Genomic DNA, 15,143 nt, shown 5'->3' on the forward strand with positions numbered 1-15,143 from the left:
CCCTGCCGTCGGCTCAGTACCTGCGCAGCCGGTTCGCCACCGCGTGGCCGACGAACAGGTAGACGACGGCCGCGAGACCGTAGCCCGCGACCACACGGGCCCAGGTCGCATCGAAGGTGAACAGGTCATGGGACCAGGCGGCCAGCCATGCGGACACGTTGTGGACGAACTGGACCAGGTCGTTGCCGCGGTTCGCGTCCAGGAGGTACATCAGGATCCACAGCCCGAGGATCACGGCGAATACATCGGCCACGATCATCACGACGCGGGCTGCCTCGTTGGTGCCTCGGTAGTGCCGATTCGCAGACATGTCGATCCGGGTTACCCCACCGGCCCCGGTGAAACCCGTACGGGCTTCCTCAAGTGGCGCACGCGCAGCGGCCGGGTGACGCTGCCACGAGTGTCACTTCAGCCACGGAGGTAGTCGGTGGTCACCCGTTCCCCTCTTCCCGTACGACGCCTGCTCACGGCCCTGATGCTGTGCGGCGCCCTGCTCGCGGGCGCGACGGCGTGCGGTTCCGACAGCGGTTCGGCGTCCGCCACGAAGGCGTCGTCGAGCGCCACCACGAAGGCCGAGAAGCAGAAGTTCGCCAAGACGCGGTTCGCGGCGAACGCGGGGCTCGCGGCGGGGGCCACGTATCAGTGGATCGTGAAGCCGTACCGCGCGGGCAAGTTCAAGGCGGGCGCGGACGGCCGCAGGTTCGCCATGGTCAAGGCGGGGCTCGCGGGCGCCTTCACGTACAACCGGCTGAAGGCCGCGCAGAAGAACGCCGAGGGTGACCCGACGCTCTCGAAGGCGGTCGCACCGCTGTCGGCGGGCATCGCGTCGCTGAAGGGCCTGTCGTCCAAGCTGCGCAAGGGCGAGGGCCTCGGCGACGTCACCTCCTCCTTCAACGAGGTCATCAGCGGCGTCAAGGACGCGGGCAAGGGCGCGGGCGCCGAAGTGACGAACAAGGTCCCCTCGGCCTCACAACTCACCAAGGGCTCGTAGGGGCCCGGGAGTTCGAGGACAGGGCCTACGAGTTCAACTCGGCCAGTACGCGCATCGTGTGCGGGTCAGGGGACAGGGCCAGGAGGTCCGTCACCGGGCCCTTGCGCCACAACTCCAGGCGCTCCGCGATCCGTTCGCGCGGCCCCACGAGCGAGATCTCGTCGGCGAACGCGTCCGGCACGGCCAGCACCGCCTCCTCCTTGCGCCCCTCGGCGAACAGGTCCTGGATGTGCCGGGCCTCGGCCTCGTACCCCATGCGCGCCATGAGATCGGCGTGGAAGTTGCGGGTCGCGTGCCCCATGCCGCCGATGTAGAAGCCGAGCATCGCCTTCACCGGCAGCAGCCCCTCGGAGACGTCGTCACAGACCTTCGCACGGGCCATCGGCGCGACGGTGAAGCCCTCCGGCAGGTCGGTCAGCGACGCCTCGTACACGTCCGTCCGCGTCGGCGACCAGTACAGCGGCAGCCAGCCGTCCGCGATCCGCGTGGTCTGCGCGATGTTCTTCGGCCCCTCCGCGCCGAGCAGGATCGGCAGATCGGGGCGCAGGGGGTGCGTGATGGGCTTGAGGGCCTTGCCGAGCCCCGTGCCGTCCTCGCCCCGGTACGGATGCGAGTGGAACCGCCCGTCGACCTCGACGGGCCCCTCGCGCCGCAGCACCTGCCGCACGACGTCCACGTACTCGCGGGTGGCCGTCAGCGGGGAGCGGGGGAACGGGCGCCCGTACCAGCCCTCCACGACCTGCGGCCCGGAGAGCCCCATGCCCAGCATCATCCGGCCGTCCGACAGGTGGTCCAGGGTGAGGGCGTGCATCGCGGTCGTGGTGGGGGAGCGGGCGGCCATCTGCGCGATCGCCGTGCCGAGCCGGATCCGCGAGGTGTGCGCGGCGAACCAGGTGAGCGGGGTGAACGCGTCGCTGCCCCAGGATTCGGCCGTCCACACCGAGTCGTAGCCCAACTCCTCGGCGTCGCGCACGAGTTGAAGGTGATCGGGGTTCGGTCCGCGACCCCAGTAGCCGAGTGCGATGCCGAGCCGCATGCGTGCCCCCTGCCCGTAAACTGAACTGAACTGACGGCATGTCAGATTGCGCGAGCGACACTACGCGAAAGGCCCCTCACCCGGAAGACGGGTGAGGGGCCTTGAACTGCTTCGATCCCCGTAGGGCGATCGGGCGATCGGGTCAGCCGCGCTGGATCCCCGAGGTGTCCTGGAGCACACCGCGGCGGCCGTCCTGGGTCTGGGCGACGAGGCCGGGGCCCCGCTGCTCGACCGCCAAGTACCAGGTACCGGGCGCCAGTTCCGCGATCTGCGCCTGCGAGCCGTCCTCCGCGAAGAGCGGGCGCGGCACCGGCACGGCGAACCAGAACGGCGAGAAGTCCGCGGCCGGCGGCTGCGCGGCCGCCTGCGGCGCCGGAGCACCCTGCTGCTGCGGCTGACCGCCGTACGGCTGCTGCTGACCCGGGCCCGGCTGCTGCGCGCCGTAGGGCTGCTGCTGGCCGGGGCCGCCGGGGCCGCCGGGGTGCTGCTGGGCGCCGGGGTAGCCGTAACCCTGCTGCGGCTGGCCGCCGTACGGCTGCGGCTGCTGCGGGCGCGGGGCGCCGAGGAGGGCGCCCTTCAGGGCCGGGACCAGCGGCGTCGCGATCGCGGCGGCGGCCATGATCAGCGTGGCGACGAGGGCGAGGATGAGGCCGATGCCGGCGTCCGGGCCGTCGGAGCTCCCGTTGGTGAGGCCCGTGGTGACGTTGTTGCTGCCGCCCGACGGGTCGAAGATGTTGCCGAGCGCCGCCCACGCGGCCAGCACCGTGGCCGCGATGCCGAACTGGCCGAGGTCGATCCCGGCGACCTTACGAGGCTGCGCGGTACCGCGGCTGATCACGATGAGCACGGCGCCGATGACACCCGCGAGCACCACGCTCATGAGAAGCGGGCCGCTCTCCCAGGAGTTCGGGAACTCGTAGCTGTCGGGAGCCCCGTCGACGTTGTAGATATCGAGGAACGAGGCGATCAACAGCAATACCGCTGCTCCGATCACCACGCCGTCGCCTCGAGTGAGGGAGCGGATATTCACTTCAAATCCTTCGTCAGTCGTCCGGTCATCGGTGGAGGCGGCGCATAGCGCAGGGGTGGCCCCACATCGTACGGAGGACACTATCGCCCGGGTCCGGGGAGTGTCTGCCGAGATCCATAGGGTGACAGTTACCCGCCGAGGAAACTCATGATTCCCTCAGAGATGCCCTGCGCCGCCTTCTGCCGCCAGGCGTCCGAGGTCAGTCGCTCGACGTCCTGCGAGTCCCGCATGTTGCCACACTCGATGAAGACCTTCGGAACCTTGGAAAGGTTGAGTCCTCCCAGGTCACTGCGGGTGTCGAGGCCCGTGCCACCACCGACGTAGTTCGACGGGGCCTGGCCCGTGGCCTTCACGTAGAGGCCCGCGATCCGCTCGCCGAGGTCGCGGGAGGGCTTCACGATCGGGGTGGTGTCGGCGGCTCCCGCGCGCACGGATGCGGGAAGGATCACATGGAAGCCGCGGTTGCCCTCGCCCGAGCCGTCCGCGTGGACGGAGACGACGGCGTCGGCCTTCGCCTTGTTGCCGATCTCGGCGCGCTCGTCGACGCAGGGGCCCCAGGCGCGATGGCCGTCCTGGGTCAATTGCACGGTCGCGCCCCGCTGTTCGAGATACGCCCGCATGCGCTTCGCCACGTCCAGCGTGAACCGGGCCTCGGTGTAGCCCGCGTTCGTCGACGTCCCCGTGGTGTCGCACTCCTTGGAGCCGTTGCCCACGTTCACGGACCGGTTGATCTCGGTGGTGTGCCGGAAGTTGCCCGGGTTGTGGCCGGGGTCGATGACGACCAGCTTGCCCTTGAGAGGGCCCGAGCCACCGGCGGGCTTCGCGGGGGCCTTGGACGCCTTCGACGGGGCGGAGGAGGAAGCGGCGGACTTCGACTCCTTGGACGTCGAAGGCGCCGGGCTCGAAGCCTTCTCGTCCTGCGAGGGCGAGACGGTCGAGGACTGGCCGGGCGCGGGCAGCACCTTCGGCGGCTCGCTGTCACCCGGCCCGCTCACGACCTGCCACACCAGCCACGCCGCGAGCGCGGTGGGCACCAGCGCGGCGAAGGTGACGAGCACGGGACGCCCGCCGAAGCGGCGCCGGGGGGCGCCGTCCCGGTAGTAGTCCTCATCGAAGCCATCGGGTTCCGGACCTGCGTACGACACGTTCCTGACCTTAACCGCGCGCTCAGATCCCTGCGCCGATTCGACGCAGGACGCGCAGCGAGTCGCACTCGGAGACCTCGGTGAACGCCCCGGACGCGAGTGCCCGCTGGTACACGCGGTACGGCGCCTGCCCCGTCCACTCGTCGTGCTTGACGGGGAAGACGTCGTGGATGAGGAGGAGGCCGCCCTCGGCGACGTGCGGGGCCCAGCCCTCGTAGTCGGCGGTGGCGTGCTCGTCGGTGTGCCCGCCGTCGATGAAGACGAGCCCGAGCGGGCCGCCCCAGGCCTTGGCGACCCGCGGCGACTTCCCGACGAGCGCGACCACGTGGTCCTCCAGGCCCGCCGCGTGCAGCGTGCGCCGGAACGTGGGGAGGGTGTCCATGAGCCCCAGCTCGGGGTCGACCGTCTCGGGGTCGTGGAAGTCCCAGCCCGGCTGCTGCTCCTCGCTGCCCCGGTGGTGGTCGACGGTGAGCGCCGTGACCCCGGCCGCGCGCGCCGCGTCGGCGAGCAGGATCGTGGAGCGCCCGCAGTACGTGCCGACCTCCAGCAGGGGGAGGCCGAGCGCCGCCGCCTCGACGGCGGCCCCGTACAGCGCGAGTCCCTCACCGTGCGGCATGAATCCCTTGGCCGCCTCGAAGGCGGCGAGGACCTCCGGGGCGGGGGTGTGGCTGCGGCTTGTGATGCTCATGCCGCTCACTCTGCCCTACGCGGACGGCGGTCCGGCCCGGGGGTGGGACGGACTGTGACGTGTGATGACCGTCCCACCGTCATTACACGTCACAGTCCCGCACGGCGGAGACGTTCAGCAGCCCTGCCAGAGGCGGGTCATCACGCGCACCCCGAAGCGCAGCCCGTCCAGCGGGACCCGCTCGTCCACGCCGTGGAACAGCCGCCCGTAGTCCAGGTCGGCGGGCAGCTTCAGGCCCTTGAAGCCGAAGCAGCGGATGCCCAGCTTGGTGAAGGCCTTCGCGTCGGTGCCGCCCGGGTTGCAGTACGGGACCGGATGGCCGTCCGGGTCCTCGGCGCGCACGGCCTCGCACATGGCGTCGACGAGCGGTCCGTCGAACGTCGTCTCCATCGCGATGTCGTGGTTGACCCACTCGCGGGAGACGGAGGGGAGGAGCAGTTCGTCGATCGCGTCGAGGAGTTGCTGTTCGTGGCCGGGGAGGAAGCGGGCGTCGACGCGGGCCGTCGCCTTTCCGGGGATGACGTTGGTCTGGTAACCGGCCGTGAACATGGTGGGGTTGGCGGAGTTGCGGAGCACCACCTGCATGAAGTCGGCCACGTGACCGAGCTTCGCGAGTTCCGCGTCCAGGTCCTCCACCTCGAAGTCGAGCTCCACGCCCTTGAGGTCGGCGGCCTCCTGGAGCAGGGCGCGGACCGGCTCGATGAGGCGGATGGGGAACGTGAGGCGGCCGATGCGGGTGAGGGATTCGGCGAGGTCCGTGACCGCGTTGTCGGCGTTCGGGGACGAGCCGTGGCCCGCCCGGCCCGTCGACGTCAGCTCCATCCAGGCCATGCCGCGCTGGGCGTTCTCGATCGGGTAGAGGCGGCGGGTGTCGTCGAGGGCGTACGAGAATCCGCCGCCTTCGCCGATGGCCTCCGTGACGCCCTCGAAGAGGTCGGGGCGGTGCTCGACGAGCCAGTGCGCGCCGAACTTGCCGCCCGCCTCCTCGTCGGCGAGGAACGCGAGGACCAGGTCGCGGGACGGCTTCGTACCCGTACGCGCGAAGTGGCGGGCTGTGGCCAGCATGACGGCCACCGTGTCCTTCATGTCGATCGCGCCGCGGCCCCAGAGGTAGCCGTCGCGGATCTCGCCGGAGAAGGGCGGGACCTGCCACTCGGCCGCGTCGGCGGGGACGACGTCGAGGTGGCCGTGGACCAGGAGCGCGCCGCGGGTGCGGTCCGTGCCCTCGATGCGGGCGATGACGCTCGCGCGGCCGGGTGCGCTCTCCACGAGCTCGGAGTCGATGCCGGCCTCGGCGAGGCGGGACACGACCCAGTCCGCGCAGGCCCGCTCGTCGCTGGTCGGGTTGGACGTGTCGAAGCGGATCAACTCGGCGCAGAGCTCGACCACTTCGCGCTGGGCCTCTTCGGAAGCAAGGGTGGTCATGCCGCTCCTACGGGGGTCTGTTCGGTCGCGGCGGCGTGGGTGTCCTCGTCGTCGGCCAGGGTGGTGGTGCCGTACGTCCTGATCCAGCCGAGCAGTCCGAGCACGGCGTAGAGGACGAACGCGGTGGCCAGGGAGTTCAGGGCCGGGATGCCGCCGTCGTAGAACTTGCCGACGCAGAAGGCCGCGGCCCAGATGACCAGGGACGCGGGGACCCAGGTGGGGGAGGTGGCGGGGAGGGTGCCCGCCTCGCGCGTCTCGTCGAGTGGCTTGCGCATCGTGCGGACCACCCAGTACTCGGCGACGACGATGCCGCCGATGGGCGGGATGGCCACGCCGAGCACGGAGAGGAACTCCGTGAAGTGGGTCATGATGCCCACCGCGGAGAGGGCCGTGCCGGCGACGCCGAGGGCGATGGTGACGGCGCCGCGGTGCAGGCGCTTCTTGAAGACGACCTGGAAGAAGTTGACGACGCCGAGCGAGGAGCCGTACAGGTTCCAGTCGTTGATCTTCGCGGTCGACATCAGGACGACGAGGACGCCGAAGACGCCGGACGTGGAGAGCACGATCTGCGAGACCTGGTCGCTCTTGACCATGTGGCCGAGGAGCACGCCGGTCAGGCCGACGATGTACTCGGAGAGGATCATCGAGGACGCCGACTGGAGAAAGACGTGCGTGCCCTTCTTGTTGTAGCGGGTCATCTCCGGGGAGACGATCGCGCCGGTCATGTAGCCGCCCGCGATGGCGGTCGCGGCGACCGAGAGCGGGATGGCCTGGCCGGGCGGCGGGGAGCTGATGAGGTCGCCGATGGAGTGGTCGGAGAGCGCGTCGATCACGGACCAGGCGACCATCGCGAAGAAGAGGGGCGTGACGATCTTCGCCATGACCGCCATGTAGCGGAAGCCGAAGATCACCAGGACGGTGATGGCGAGCCCTGCGACGATGCACCACAGCCACGACGGGCCGCCGACCAGCGACGAGACGCTGTCGCCGAAGATCGTGTTCTGCACGCCGAACCAGCCGACGAGGCTGACGGCGATGATGAAGCTGACGAGCGCCGAACCGTTGCGCCCGAAGCCCACCCAGCGGGTCAGCAGTGGCGTCGCGAGGCCCTCGCGCATGCCCGCCATGCCGATGAGGAAGATGACGACTTCCAGGATCACCGCGCCGAGCGTGAAGGCGAGGAAGGCGTCGCCGAAGGTCATGCCGACGCCGATGGTGGCGCCCAGCGTGAACTGCGAGATGGAGCCGGACTGGGCGAGCCACTGCAGCAGCATCGTCCAGAAGCCGAGCCGCTTGTCCTTCGGGACTCTGGACAGCGCGTAGTCGTCGCTGCCCACGCTCTTCTTGGTGGTGGCCATGGCGTCACGACTCCGTAGGTGTGTTGCCGAGGGTCTGAAGGTGGGTGAGCGGGCCGTAGCGGCTCACGAGGGCGTCGAACTCCTCGGCGTCGTGGAAGTCGAGGCGACCGCCGCCGTACGCCTTCGCGGTCTCGACGGCGAACCGGGCGGCTGCCGCGATGTCGGTCTCGTGGCTGGCGCCGGTCTGGCAGCCGGGGACCGCGGAGGCCGAGGTGACGGCGAGGCCGACGACCGGGGCGGCGGTCGCGGTGGCCGGCTGGAGGATCGAGTTGATGTGGTGGGCGCCGTTACCGTAAGGCGTTATGTCCTGGGTTGTCACGGGATACGTGACCAACGGCTCACCGGTGACGACGGCGAGGAGTTCGCCCAGTTCCTCGCTCACCCGCAGCACCCAGCCCTCCTTGACGGTGGGGGACAGGGCGAGGCCCTTGTGGTTGATGACGCGGTTGCCCTTGGTGGTGTCGATGGAGAGCACGGCCTCCATGTCGTCCGTGACCTCGTGGCGGTTCATCGTCGCGATGTCGACCGGGGAGTCCATGAACGGGACCGGGTCGTGCGGCGCGGTCGGGGCGTCCGGGCAGACGTGCGTGGCGACGACCACGTCCCCGTCGAGCACGTCGCCGCGGCGGCGCATGTCGAGGAGCTTCGCGGCGGTGGCGAGCGCGGCGGCGGCGCCGTCCGCGTCGGAGACGAGCCCGGTCATCTCGGGCCGGGCGCCGACCCCGCCGAGCCGCCCGACGACGCCGAGCGTGCGGGCGCTGCCGCCGCGGCTGCGGCCCTTGGCGCCGGGGATCCGGACGAGCACGAAGTCGGTGGACCCGCGCTCGCCCTCCACCGTGGTCACCTCGGCTCCGGAGCCCTCGGGGCCCGCGACCGAGTCGAGATACGCGACGGTGCGCTTGCCGTCGGCGTCGGGGTCGTCCAGCAGATCGACGACATCGAGGACGTACTTCAACATGCGGGGTCCCTCTCGCTGCTCCGTGCCCGGCCGCGATTTACACCGGTACTGACAGCAGATTCGGGATCGGATAGCGTTGTCGGCAAGTCTTTCCCGTTATTTGCAATACAGGTCTGGATGGTGAGATGGCGTGCCGGAGATCCCGCTCGACCGCAAGACCCCGGCCGGCGCCCTGCAGACCGTCGACCGGGCCCTCCTCGTGCTGCTCGCGTTCGAGCGGACGCGGCCGGACTGGGGCGTGACGGAGGTCGCCGCCGAGTTCGGCTGGGACACGTCGGTCGCGCAGCGGCTGCTCTCGACACTGGCCGGGCGCGGCTTCCTGGTCTCGGACCCCGTGACCCGGCGCTACCGGATCGGGCCCGCGGTGCTCAGGCTCGGCAGGCTGTGGGAGCGCTCGGGCTCACTGGAGCTGCTGGCGGGACCGGTACTGGAGGAACTGCGGGCGGCGACCGGCGACACGGTCCTGTTCTGCCTGCCCGACAACTTCCACATGCGCTGCGTCGCGGCGGTCGAGGGCGAGGAAGGGCCGCTGCGCTACTACCCGTTGGTGGGCGAGCTGTACCCGGCGCACGCGGGCGCCACCAGCAAGTCGTACTACGCGTTCCTGCCCGACGACCAGCGCCACCGGCTGTTCCGCGGCCGCCCCATGGCCCGCTTCACCGAGCGCACGGTGACCGACGCGGACGAGCTGGAGCGCGAGTTCCTCGGGGTCCGCGCCCAGGGGTACGCGTGGACGGTCGGCGAGTACGACGCCGGGATCGGCACCGTCGCCGTCCCCGTCTTCCTCGGCCGCGAGCCCTACGGCAGCCTCAGCCTCGGCGCCGCGAAGGACCGCTTCCCCGACGGTCCGGGCGACCGCCTCGACGCCCTGCGCAAGGCCGCCCGCCTCCTGGAGCGGCGCCTGACGCATCCGCCGCAGCCGCCGCGCCGCACCCGCGCCGCCACCAACTGACCTTTGTGCACAGCCTGTTGATTACGTTGATCGGAGCGACCCCGTCGTGAACCTTCTGCTGCTCTCCAACTCCACCCAGCACGGCCAGGGTTACCTGGAGCACGCGCTCGACACGGTCACCGGCTTCCTGCCGGCGCGGGCCCGGCTCGCGTTCGTGCCGTATGCGCTCGCCGACCACGACGCGTACACGGCGAAGGTGCGCGGCGCGCTGGAGGGTGCGGGGATCGAGGTCCACGGTGTCCACGAGGGTGGCGACCCGCTGGCCCAACTGGCGTCGGCCGACGCGGTGTTCATCGGCGGTGGCAACTCGTTCCGGCTGCTGAGCGCGCTGTACCGCACGGGCCTGCGGGAGGCCGTGACGAAGGCGGTCCACGCGGGCCTCCCGTACATGGGCGCCAGCGCGGGCACCAACATGGCAGCGCCCACCCTGCGGACGACCAACGACATGCCGATCGTGCAGCCGCCGTCCTTCGAGACGCTGGGCCTGGTCCCGTTCCAGATCAACCCGCACTACCTGGACCCGGACCCGTCCTCCACCCACAAGGGCGAGACCCGCGAGCAGCGCCTCACCGAGTTCCTGGAGGAGAACGACGTCCCGGTCCTCGGCCTGCGGGAGGGCTCGTGGCTGCGGGTGGCCGGGGACCGGGCGTCGGTGGAGGGCGCGCATGCGGCGCGGCTGTTCCGGCGGGGGTCCGCGCCGGAGGAGCTGGCGGTGGGGGCGGATGTGTCCGAACTCCTTCGTGTGGAGGCGAAGTTCGACGTCGGCTGAAGGTCGCTTCTTCACTGCGGGGGTCGTACGCGGCGCAGCAGGCGGTTGGCGAGGTCGGCGAGGGCGGTCAGGGTCTGCCGGGCCGCGTTGCGGCGGTAGGCGTGGCGGGACCATACGGCCGGGAGCACGATGCCCGCGAAGAGCAGCAGGAAGACGAACAGGGCGAGGGTACCGAAGGGGCCGAGGGCGGTCAGGGTGTCGGTGACGAGTGTGTTCACGGTGGTCTCCCGGTAGGGGCAGTGGATGTGACGGGAGCCAGATTGCGTCGCCGGGTCCTCATCGGCCGTCAAACCGGGACGAGTTGGTAGTGGGCTGACGTCGTCGCAGGTCATCGCCTAACTTGAGGACGGGTCTCGGTACGGCTCGGTACGCCGTGACATGCGCAGGTGGCTCGGGGTGGGGATGACGACGACGAACGACGCTGATGGTCCGGCCGCGGTCGCGCGCAAGGAGTTCGCGCGCCGCTTGCGTGATCTGAGGGACGCGGCGGGCGCGAAGAACGCCGACGTCGTGACGGCCTCCGGGCGGATGGCGGGCAGGGTGCCGGGCGGCCGGACGCTGACGCCGAACACGGTGAGCCGGCTGCTGTCCGCGGCAGGCGTGAAGGCGCCGGACTGGGACGTGGTCGCGGCGTTCGTGGAGGCGTGCCGGGTGCATGCCGGTGTTACGAAGGCGCCTGTCCCACCGGCGCGTTTCGACCTGGGTGATTGGAAGGCCGAACATACGGCGTTGGTCAGGGCTTTGGAGGCGGCAGCCGGTTCGCCGGCGTCGGCGCCGACGGACGAGGAGCCCGATCCGCGAGACGTCGAGACCGCCGTCGCGGCATACGCCGAGCGCGCCCGGGAGACCTGGGGTCACCTGGACCTGGAGGTACTGCTGCCGCTCGACGACCAGGGCCGCCATCCCGAGATCCGGTTGCGGGAGGTGTTCGTCGAGCCCAGCGTCCGGGCGGACCCGCCGCCCGTGGAGCTGCCGCGCGAGCTGGTGCGCAGGCTGGTCGAGTCGGGAGAACTCCCGGAGTCCGAGCATCTGCCGAGCGGCACCCTGGACGCGCTCAAGGACCTCCGGGGCGCGTACGAGAAGCGGCCGACGCTCCCCGTGCTCCAGGTGCTGGGGCAGGAGGACACACGTAAGTGCGTGCTGCTGGGCGATCCCGGCGCCGGCAAGTCGACGCTGGCGAAATACCTCGCGCTCACGCAGACGTTGGCCGACCGGGTGGGCGTCATCGTCGAGCTCCGGCAGTACGCCGAACCCCAGTGGTGTCACCGGAACTACGAGGACTTCCTCGCGCACCGGCAGGACCAGTTCGGCATGTGCGTGCCGCCGCCGGTCCTGCGTCATCTGCTCCGTACCGGCCGGGCCGTCGTCATCTTCGACGGCCTCGACGAGGTCTTCGACCCCAAGGTGCGGCAGGCGGCCTCGGAGCAGATCGCGGCCTTCGCCGCGCGCTGGCCGGAGGCCCGCATCGTGGTGACGTCCCGTGCCATCGGGTACAAGCGGCATGTCTTCGACGGCGCGGACTTCACGCACTACATGCTCCAGGACCTCGACCGGGAGCAGATCGCCACGTTCACCGAGCGCTGGTACACCCTGTCGGCACCCGATGACACGGAGAAGGCGGCGCTCCTCGCCCAGCGACTCCAGGACGCGGTGCGCGACTCCCGGCCGATCCGTGAACTGTCGGGCAATCCGCTGCTGTTGACGATCCTGGCGATAGTCGGCCGACGCCAGGCGCTGCCCAAGGACCGCATCGGCGTGTACCGGCAGGCCGTGACCGTACTCACCGCGCAGTGGGACCAGCAGGCCAAGCACCTGGAGGCCGCCCTTCCGCCTGCCATCAAGGACGTCCTCGACGGGCTCGACCGCCAAGAGATGCTGATGACGCTGGCGCACGCAATGCAGGCGGGCACGCACGGCATCGCCGGGAACCGTATCCACGGAGACGACCTGGCGGAGCTGCTGCGCACGCAGCTTGAGCAGCACGGACTGCCTCCCGCCCCCGCAGGGACGGGTGCGCAGGCGCTCGTCTCCCAGCTTCGTGAGCGCAACTTCATCCTCGCCCGGTACGGCGGCGAGGTGTACGGCTTCGTCCATCGGGCCTTCTTGGAGCACCTGGCGGCGGCCGACATCTACCAGCGCTATACGCGGGGGCGGGAGTGGACGCCGCAGGAGCTTCTCGACGAGGTGATCGCACCGCACGCGCACGACCCGGCGTGGCACGAGGTACTGCTGCTGTTCATCGGCCAGTTGGAGCCGGTCGACGCGGCGGCGGCCATCGACCGGCTGCTCGATCTGCATGACAGCAGGGACGACCTCGACGACAGCGAGCTGCTGGAGGTGGCCATCCGTGCGCTCGCGGAGGTGCGCAGGATCGGGATGCTGAACGAGCAGAGCAAGCGGGTCGTGGCGGCCATGACGGAGGTGCTCAACTACGGGTGGGGTGGTTCTTTCGGTCCGGCCGCCCATTCCGCGCTCGCGTCGTTCGGTGAGTACTGGGTCGGCAGGGAGGCGTTCCTCCGCTGGTTTCGCACGCGTGGGCAGTTCTCCCCGGATGTGGATACGCCGCGCATCGTGTGCCTCTTCCAGCCGTCCCCGGCGGAGCTGATCCGTTTTGCACGCCACGCGCACAGTGGCTACGACCGGATGGTGTTCGTCCGTACCTTGGCCGAGAGCTGGGAACACGACACTGAGGTGCGCGCTTTCCTCTTCGAGCTGGCTGACAGTGACGAAAGCGGAGAAGTGCGGCGCACGGCCCTGACTGCACTGTGCGAGCACCCGTTGGAAGCGCGGGAGCTCCGTGCGTTGCTCGTCGGCCGGGCGCGGGCCGACAGGGACAGTGGCATGCGTCGGGTCGCGCTACTGGAGTTGGCACGTCACTGGCGGGACGACGCCGAGGTGCGTGCCGTGTTCTCCGCTGTGGCTCAGGATGACACGGCGGAGAGCGCGCAGTGGACGGCCCTGTGGGCGCTCGCCGACGTGCGGCCCGCCGGCATCGATGCTCGACCTTTGCTGCGGGAACTCCTCCTCCGCCAGAACGTACGGCTTGGGAGCGGCGCGTCGTCTGACGCCGTCGTCGAACGCTGGGCCGTGGACATCGGGCCGCAGCTGCCCTTGATGGGTGTCGAGGACTTTGAGGAGCTGCCAGTCGTCCTCCTGCAGCTGCTGGCCGAGGAGCGGCCGGGGGACGTCGACGTCCGTGCGCTGCTGATCGCGTGGTCCGCGTCCGACGAGGACTACGCCGTGCAGTACGCGGCGATGCGAGAACTCGCGGAGCAATGGCAGTGGGACCCGGAGATCCGCGACCTGTTCATGGCGTGGGCACAAGGCGATGCTTCCCCGACGATGCGCCGACCGGCGTTGGACATACTGAGAACACAGTGGTTGGAGGACGAGCCGATACACATGATGCTCCTGGACCTGGCAGTCCAGGATGAGGACATGACGGCGCGCTCCCGGGCACGCGCGGTGCTTGTGAACCGGTGGCGCCTGAACACCACCGAGCGTGCACGGCTCTTCGACATTGCGCGCGAGGGGTCCGACTGGGCCATGCGGCTCGATGCGTTGAGGGTGATGGCCGATCGTTGGCCGACGGATGCCGAGGTGCGCGGTCTGCTGTTCGATCTGGAGCGTACGGGAGCCGGCGCGGTGGTGCTGGGGGTGCTGGCGCAGCGGTGGCCGATGGACGACGAGGTGCACCGGTTGCTGTTCGCCAGGGCCGGTGCCGACGGGGACCTGTCGCTGCGTGAGGAAGCTCTGATCCTGCTCGTGAGCCTCCGCAGCGATCCGGAGGTGCGGTCCCTGCTCATGGACCTGGCCCGCTGCGACGCCGACGTCGGGATGCGCAGTCGCGCGTTGCTGCTGTCGATTGTGCATTGGCCGGGGGACGCGGAAGTCCGTGCTCTTGTGCAGGAGCGGGCAGGTGATCTGCGTGACGGAAGTGACCCTTATGCCGAGGAGGACTACCTCACTGCTCTGCGGCTGTGGCAGCGGGATGACGAGGACTCGCTGCCTCTCTTCTTTGAGCTCGTTCGGAACGGCCTGCCACAGGCTCGTGAAGGGGCACTTGAAGTGCTGGCCGACAGCCGGTGGGAGGATGCCGAGGTTCGGACCCTGGTGATGGGCGCGGTGCGCGAGGATCCGGACGACGGCGTACGTGCGACGGCGTTGAAGGCGGTTGCCGGACACTGGGCGGACCCGGAGGTGCGGGAGTTGATCGCTGAAGTGGCCCACGGCGCTCCTCCGAGGATGCCGGAAGAGGCGGCCCGGTGTGTGCTGGCGCTCGCGGACGTTACGGGGCCGGGGGCAGCGTCAGCCACTCCTGCCACGTGATGTCCCGGCCCAGGTGGCGGGGCTGCTGGAACGGCCAGTCGGTGGCGATCCACTTGGGAACGAGCGCGTCGAGTGCGGACTCCTCCGCGCTGCCGACGAGTTCGTCCACGACCCACCAGGCGATCTCACCGTCCGCGCCGGTGCGCTCCGGCGGGTCGATGTAGACGCAGCCCAGCAGCTTCGTCTCGTCCTCGTCCAGGAGGGCGTAGTTGAACGACTGGTGCGCGGCGATCTCCTTCTCGTGGCGCAGGAGATCCACGCGGTCCGCCTCGTACGTCATGGTCTCCGCGGGCCAGCCCCACGCCGGTCCGAAGATCTCCCAGAGGCGTTCGCGCGAGCCCATCACGGCGGGGTAGTCGATCGCGGTGTCCGCTTCCCGGATCGGCCTCAGGTGGAGGCCGGTTCCGGGCACGGGTACGTGGGTGGGGTGAACGAAGTCGCGCGGCAGCCAGCTCATATGCG

Annotated in this window: 14 protein-coding genes; 4 read left to right on the plus strand and 10 right to left on the minus strand. The window is 70.2% G+C overall.

Features of this window, described 5'->3' with window-relative positions; translation table 11 throughout:
• Window positions 1-13 precede the first annotated feature (13 nt).
• Window positions 14-310 carry a hypothetical protein gene (locus tag ACIRHA_RS38115; protein ID WP_403855519.1) on the minus strand — a complete coding sequence of 99 codons (297 nt, stop codon included), beginning with the start codon at window positions 308-310 and terminating at the stop codon, window positions 14-16.
• 165 nt (window positions 311-475) lie between these two features.
• Between ACIRHA_RS38115 and ACIRHA_RS38120 the strand changes: the two genes are divergently transcribed.
• On the plus strand, window positions 476-991 hold the full coding sequence (locus ACIRHA_RS38120; protein ID WP_403855661.1) for a hypothetical protein: 516 nt from the start codon (window positions 476-478) through the stop codon (window positions 989-991).
• Between the two features lie 25 nt (window positions 992-1,016).
• Here the strand turns inward: ACIRHA_RS38120 and ACIRHA_RS38125 are convergent, their stop codons facing one another.
• From ACIRHA_RS38125 to ACIRHA_RS38155, 7 genes are all read right to left on the minus strand, one after another.
• Window positions 1,017-2,027: an LLM class F420-dependent oxidoreductase gene (locus ACIRHA_RS38125; RefSeq protein WP_403855521.1), complete on the minus strand. Its 1,011-nt coding sequence runs from the start codon at window positions 2,025-2,027 to the stop codon at window positions 1,017-1,019.
• 142 nt (window positions 2,028-2,169) lie between these two features.
• Window positions 2,170-3,057 carry a hypothetical protein gene (locus ACIRHA_RS38130; protein WP_403855523.1) on the minus strand — a complete coding sequence of 296 codons (888 nt, stop codon included), beginning with the start codon at window positions 3,055-3,057 and terminating at the stop codon, window positions 2,170-2,172.
• A gap of 128 nt (window positions 3,058-3,185) precedes the next feature.
• Window positions 3,186-4,202 carry an N-acetylmuramoyl-L-alanine amidase gene (locus tag ACIRHA_RS38135; protein ID WP_403855525.1) on the minus strand — a complete coding sequence of 339 codons (1,017 nt, stop codon included), beginning with the start codon at window positions 4,200-4,202 and terminating at the stop codon, window positions 3,186-3,188.
• Window positions 4,203-4,224: 22 nt separating this feature from the next.
• Entirely contained in the window at window positions 4,225-4,890 is a 666-nt protein-coding gene (locus ACIRHA_RS38140) for a class I SAM-dependent methyltransferase (protein WP_403855527.1), read from the minus strand.
• A 114-nt stretch (window positions 4,891-5,004) separates the two neighbouring features.
• Complete coding sequence (locus ACIRHA_RS38145) at window positions 5,005-6,315, minus strand: M20/M25/M40 family metallo-hydrolase (RefSeq protein WP_403855529.1); 1,311 nt, start codon at window positions 6,313-6,315, stop codon at window positions 5,005-5,007.
• Complete coding sequence (locus tag ACIRHA_RS38150) at window positions 6,312-7,673, minus strand: cytosine permease (protein WP_403855531.1); 1,362 nt, start codon at window positions 7,671-7,673, stop codon at window positions 6,312-6,314. Before ACIRHA_RS38150 ends, ACIRHA_RS38145 begins: the two co-directional genes overlap by 4 nt.
• 4 nt (window positions 7,674-7,677) lie before the next feature.
• Window positions 7,678-8,631: a DUF1177 domain-containing protein gene (locus ACIRHA_RS38155; protein WP_403855533.1), complete on the minus strand. Its 954-nt coding sequence runs from the start codon at window positions 8,629-8,631 to the stop codon at window positions 7,678-7,680.
• A gap of 130 nt (window positions 8,632-8,761) precedes the next feature.
• On the opposite strand from ACIRHA_RS38155, the gene ACIRHA_RS38160 reads away from it, so the two are divergent.
• Entirely contained in the window at window positions 8,762-9,583 is an 822-nt protein-coding gene (locus tag ACIRHA_RS38160) for an IclR family transcriptional regulator (RefSeq protein ID WP_403855535.1), read from the plus strand.
• A gap of 46 nt (window positions 9,584-9,629) precedes the next feature.
• The gene (gene pepE, locus ACIRHA_RS38165) at window positions 9,630-10,352 is read left to right on the plus strand and encodes a dipeptidase PepE (RefSeq protein ID WP_403855537.1); all 723 of its coding nucleotides are present in this window, start codon (window positions 9,630-9,632) and stop codon (window positions 10,350-10,352) included.
• 11 nt (window positions 10,353-10,363) lie between these two features.
• Here the strand turns inward: pepE and ACIRHA_RS38170 are convergent, their stop codons facing one another.
• Window positions 10,364-10,570 carry a hypothetical protein gene (locus ACIRHA_RS38170; RefSeq protein ID WP_403855539.1) on the minus strand — a complete coding sequence of 69 codons (207 nt, stop codon included), beginning with the start codon at window positions 10,568-10,570 and terminating at the stop codon, window positions 10,364-10,366.
• A gap of 184 nt (window positions 10,571-10,754) precedes the next feature.
• Here ACIRHA_RS38170 and ACIRHA_RS38175 point away from each other — a divergent pair, with 184 nt between their 5' ends.
• The gene (locus ACIRHA_RS38175; RefSeq protein ID WP_403855541.1) at window positions 10,755-14,681 is read left to right on the plus strand and encodes an NACHT domain-containing protein; all 3,927 of its coding nucleotides are present in this window, start codon (window positions 10,755-10,757) and stop codon (window positions 14,679-14,681) included.
• Here the strand turns inward: ACIRHA_RS38175 and ACIRHA_RS38180 are convergent.
• A complete protein-coding gene (locus ACIRHA_RS38180) occupies window positions 14,641-15,138 on the minus strand; it encodes an N-acetyltransferase (protein WP_403855543.1) in 498 nt (165 codons plus the stop codon). The two genes, ACIRHA_RS38175 and ACIRHA_RS38180, sit on opposite strands and share 41 nt — an antisense overlap.
• Window positions 15,139-15,143 lie beyond the last annotated feature (5 nt).

It is taken from the genome of Streptomyces sp. NPDC102360, assembly GCF_044766085.1.
Taxonomy (GTDB): Bacteria; Actinomycetota; Actinomycetes; order Streptomycetales; family Streptomycetaceae; genus Streptomyces.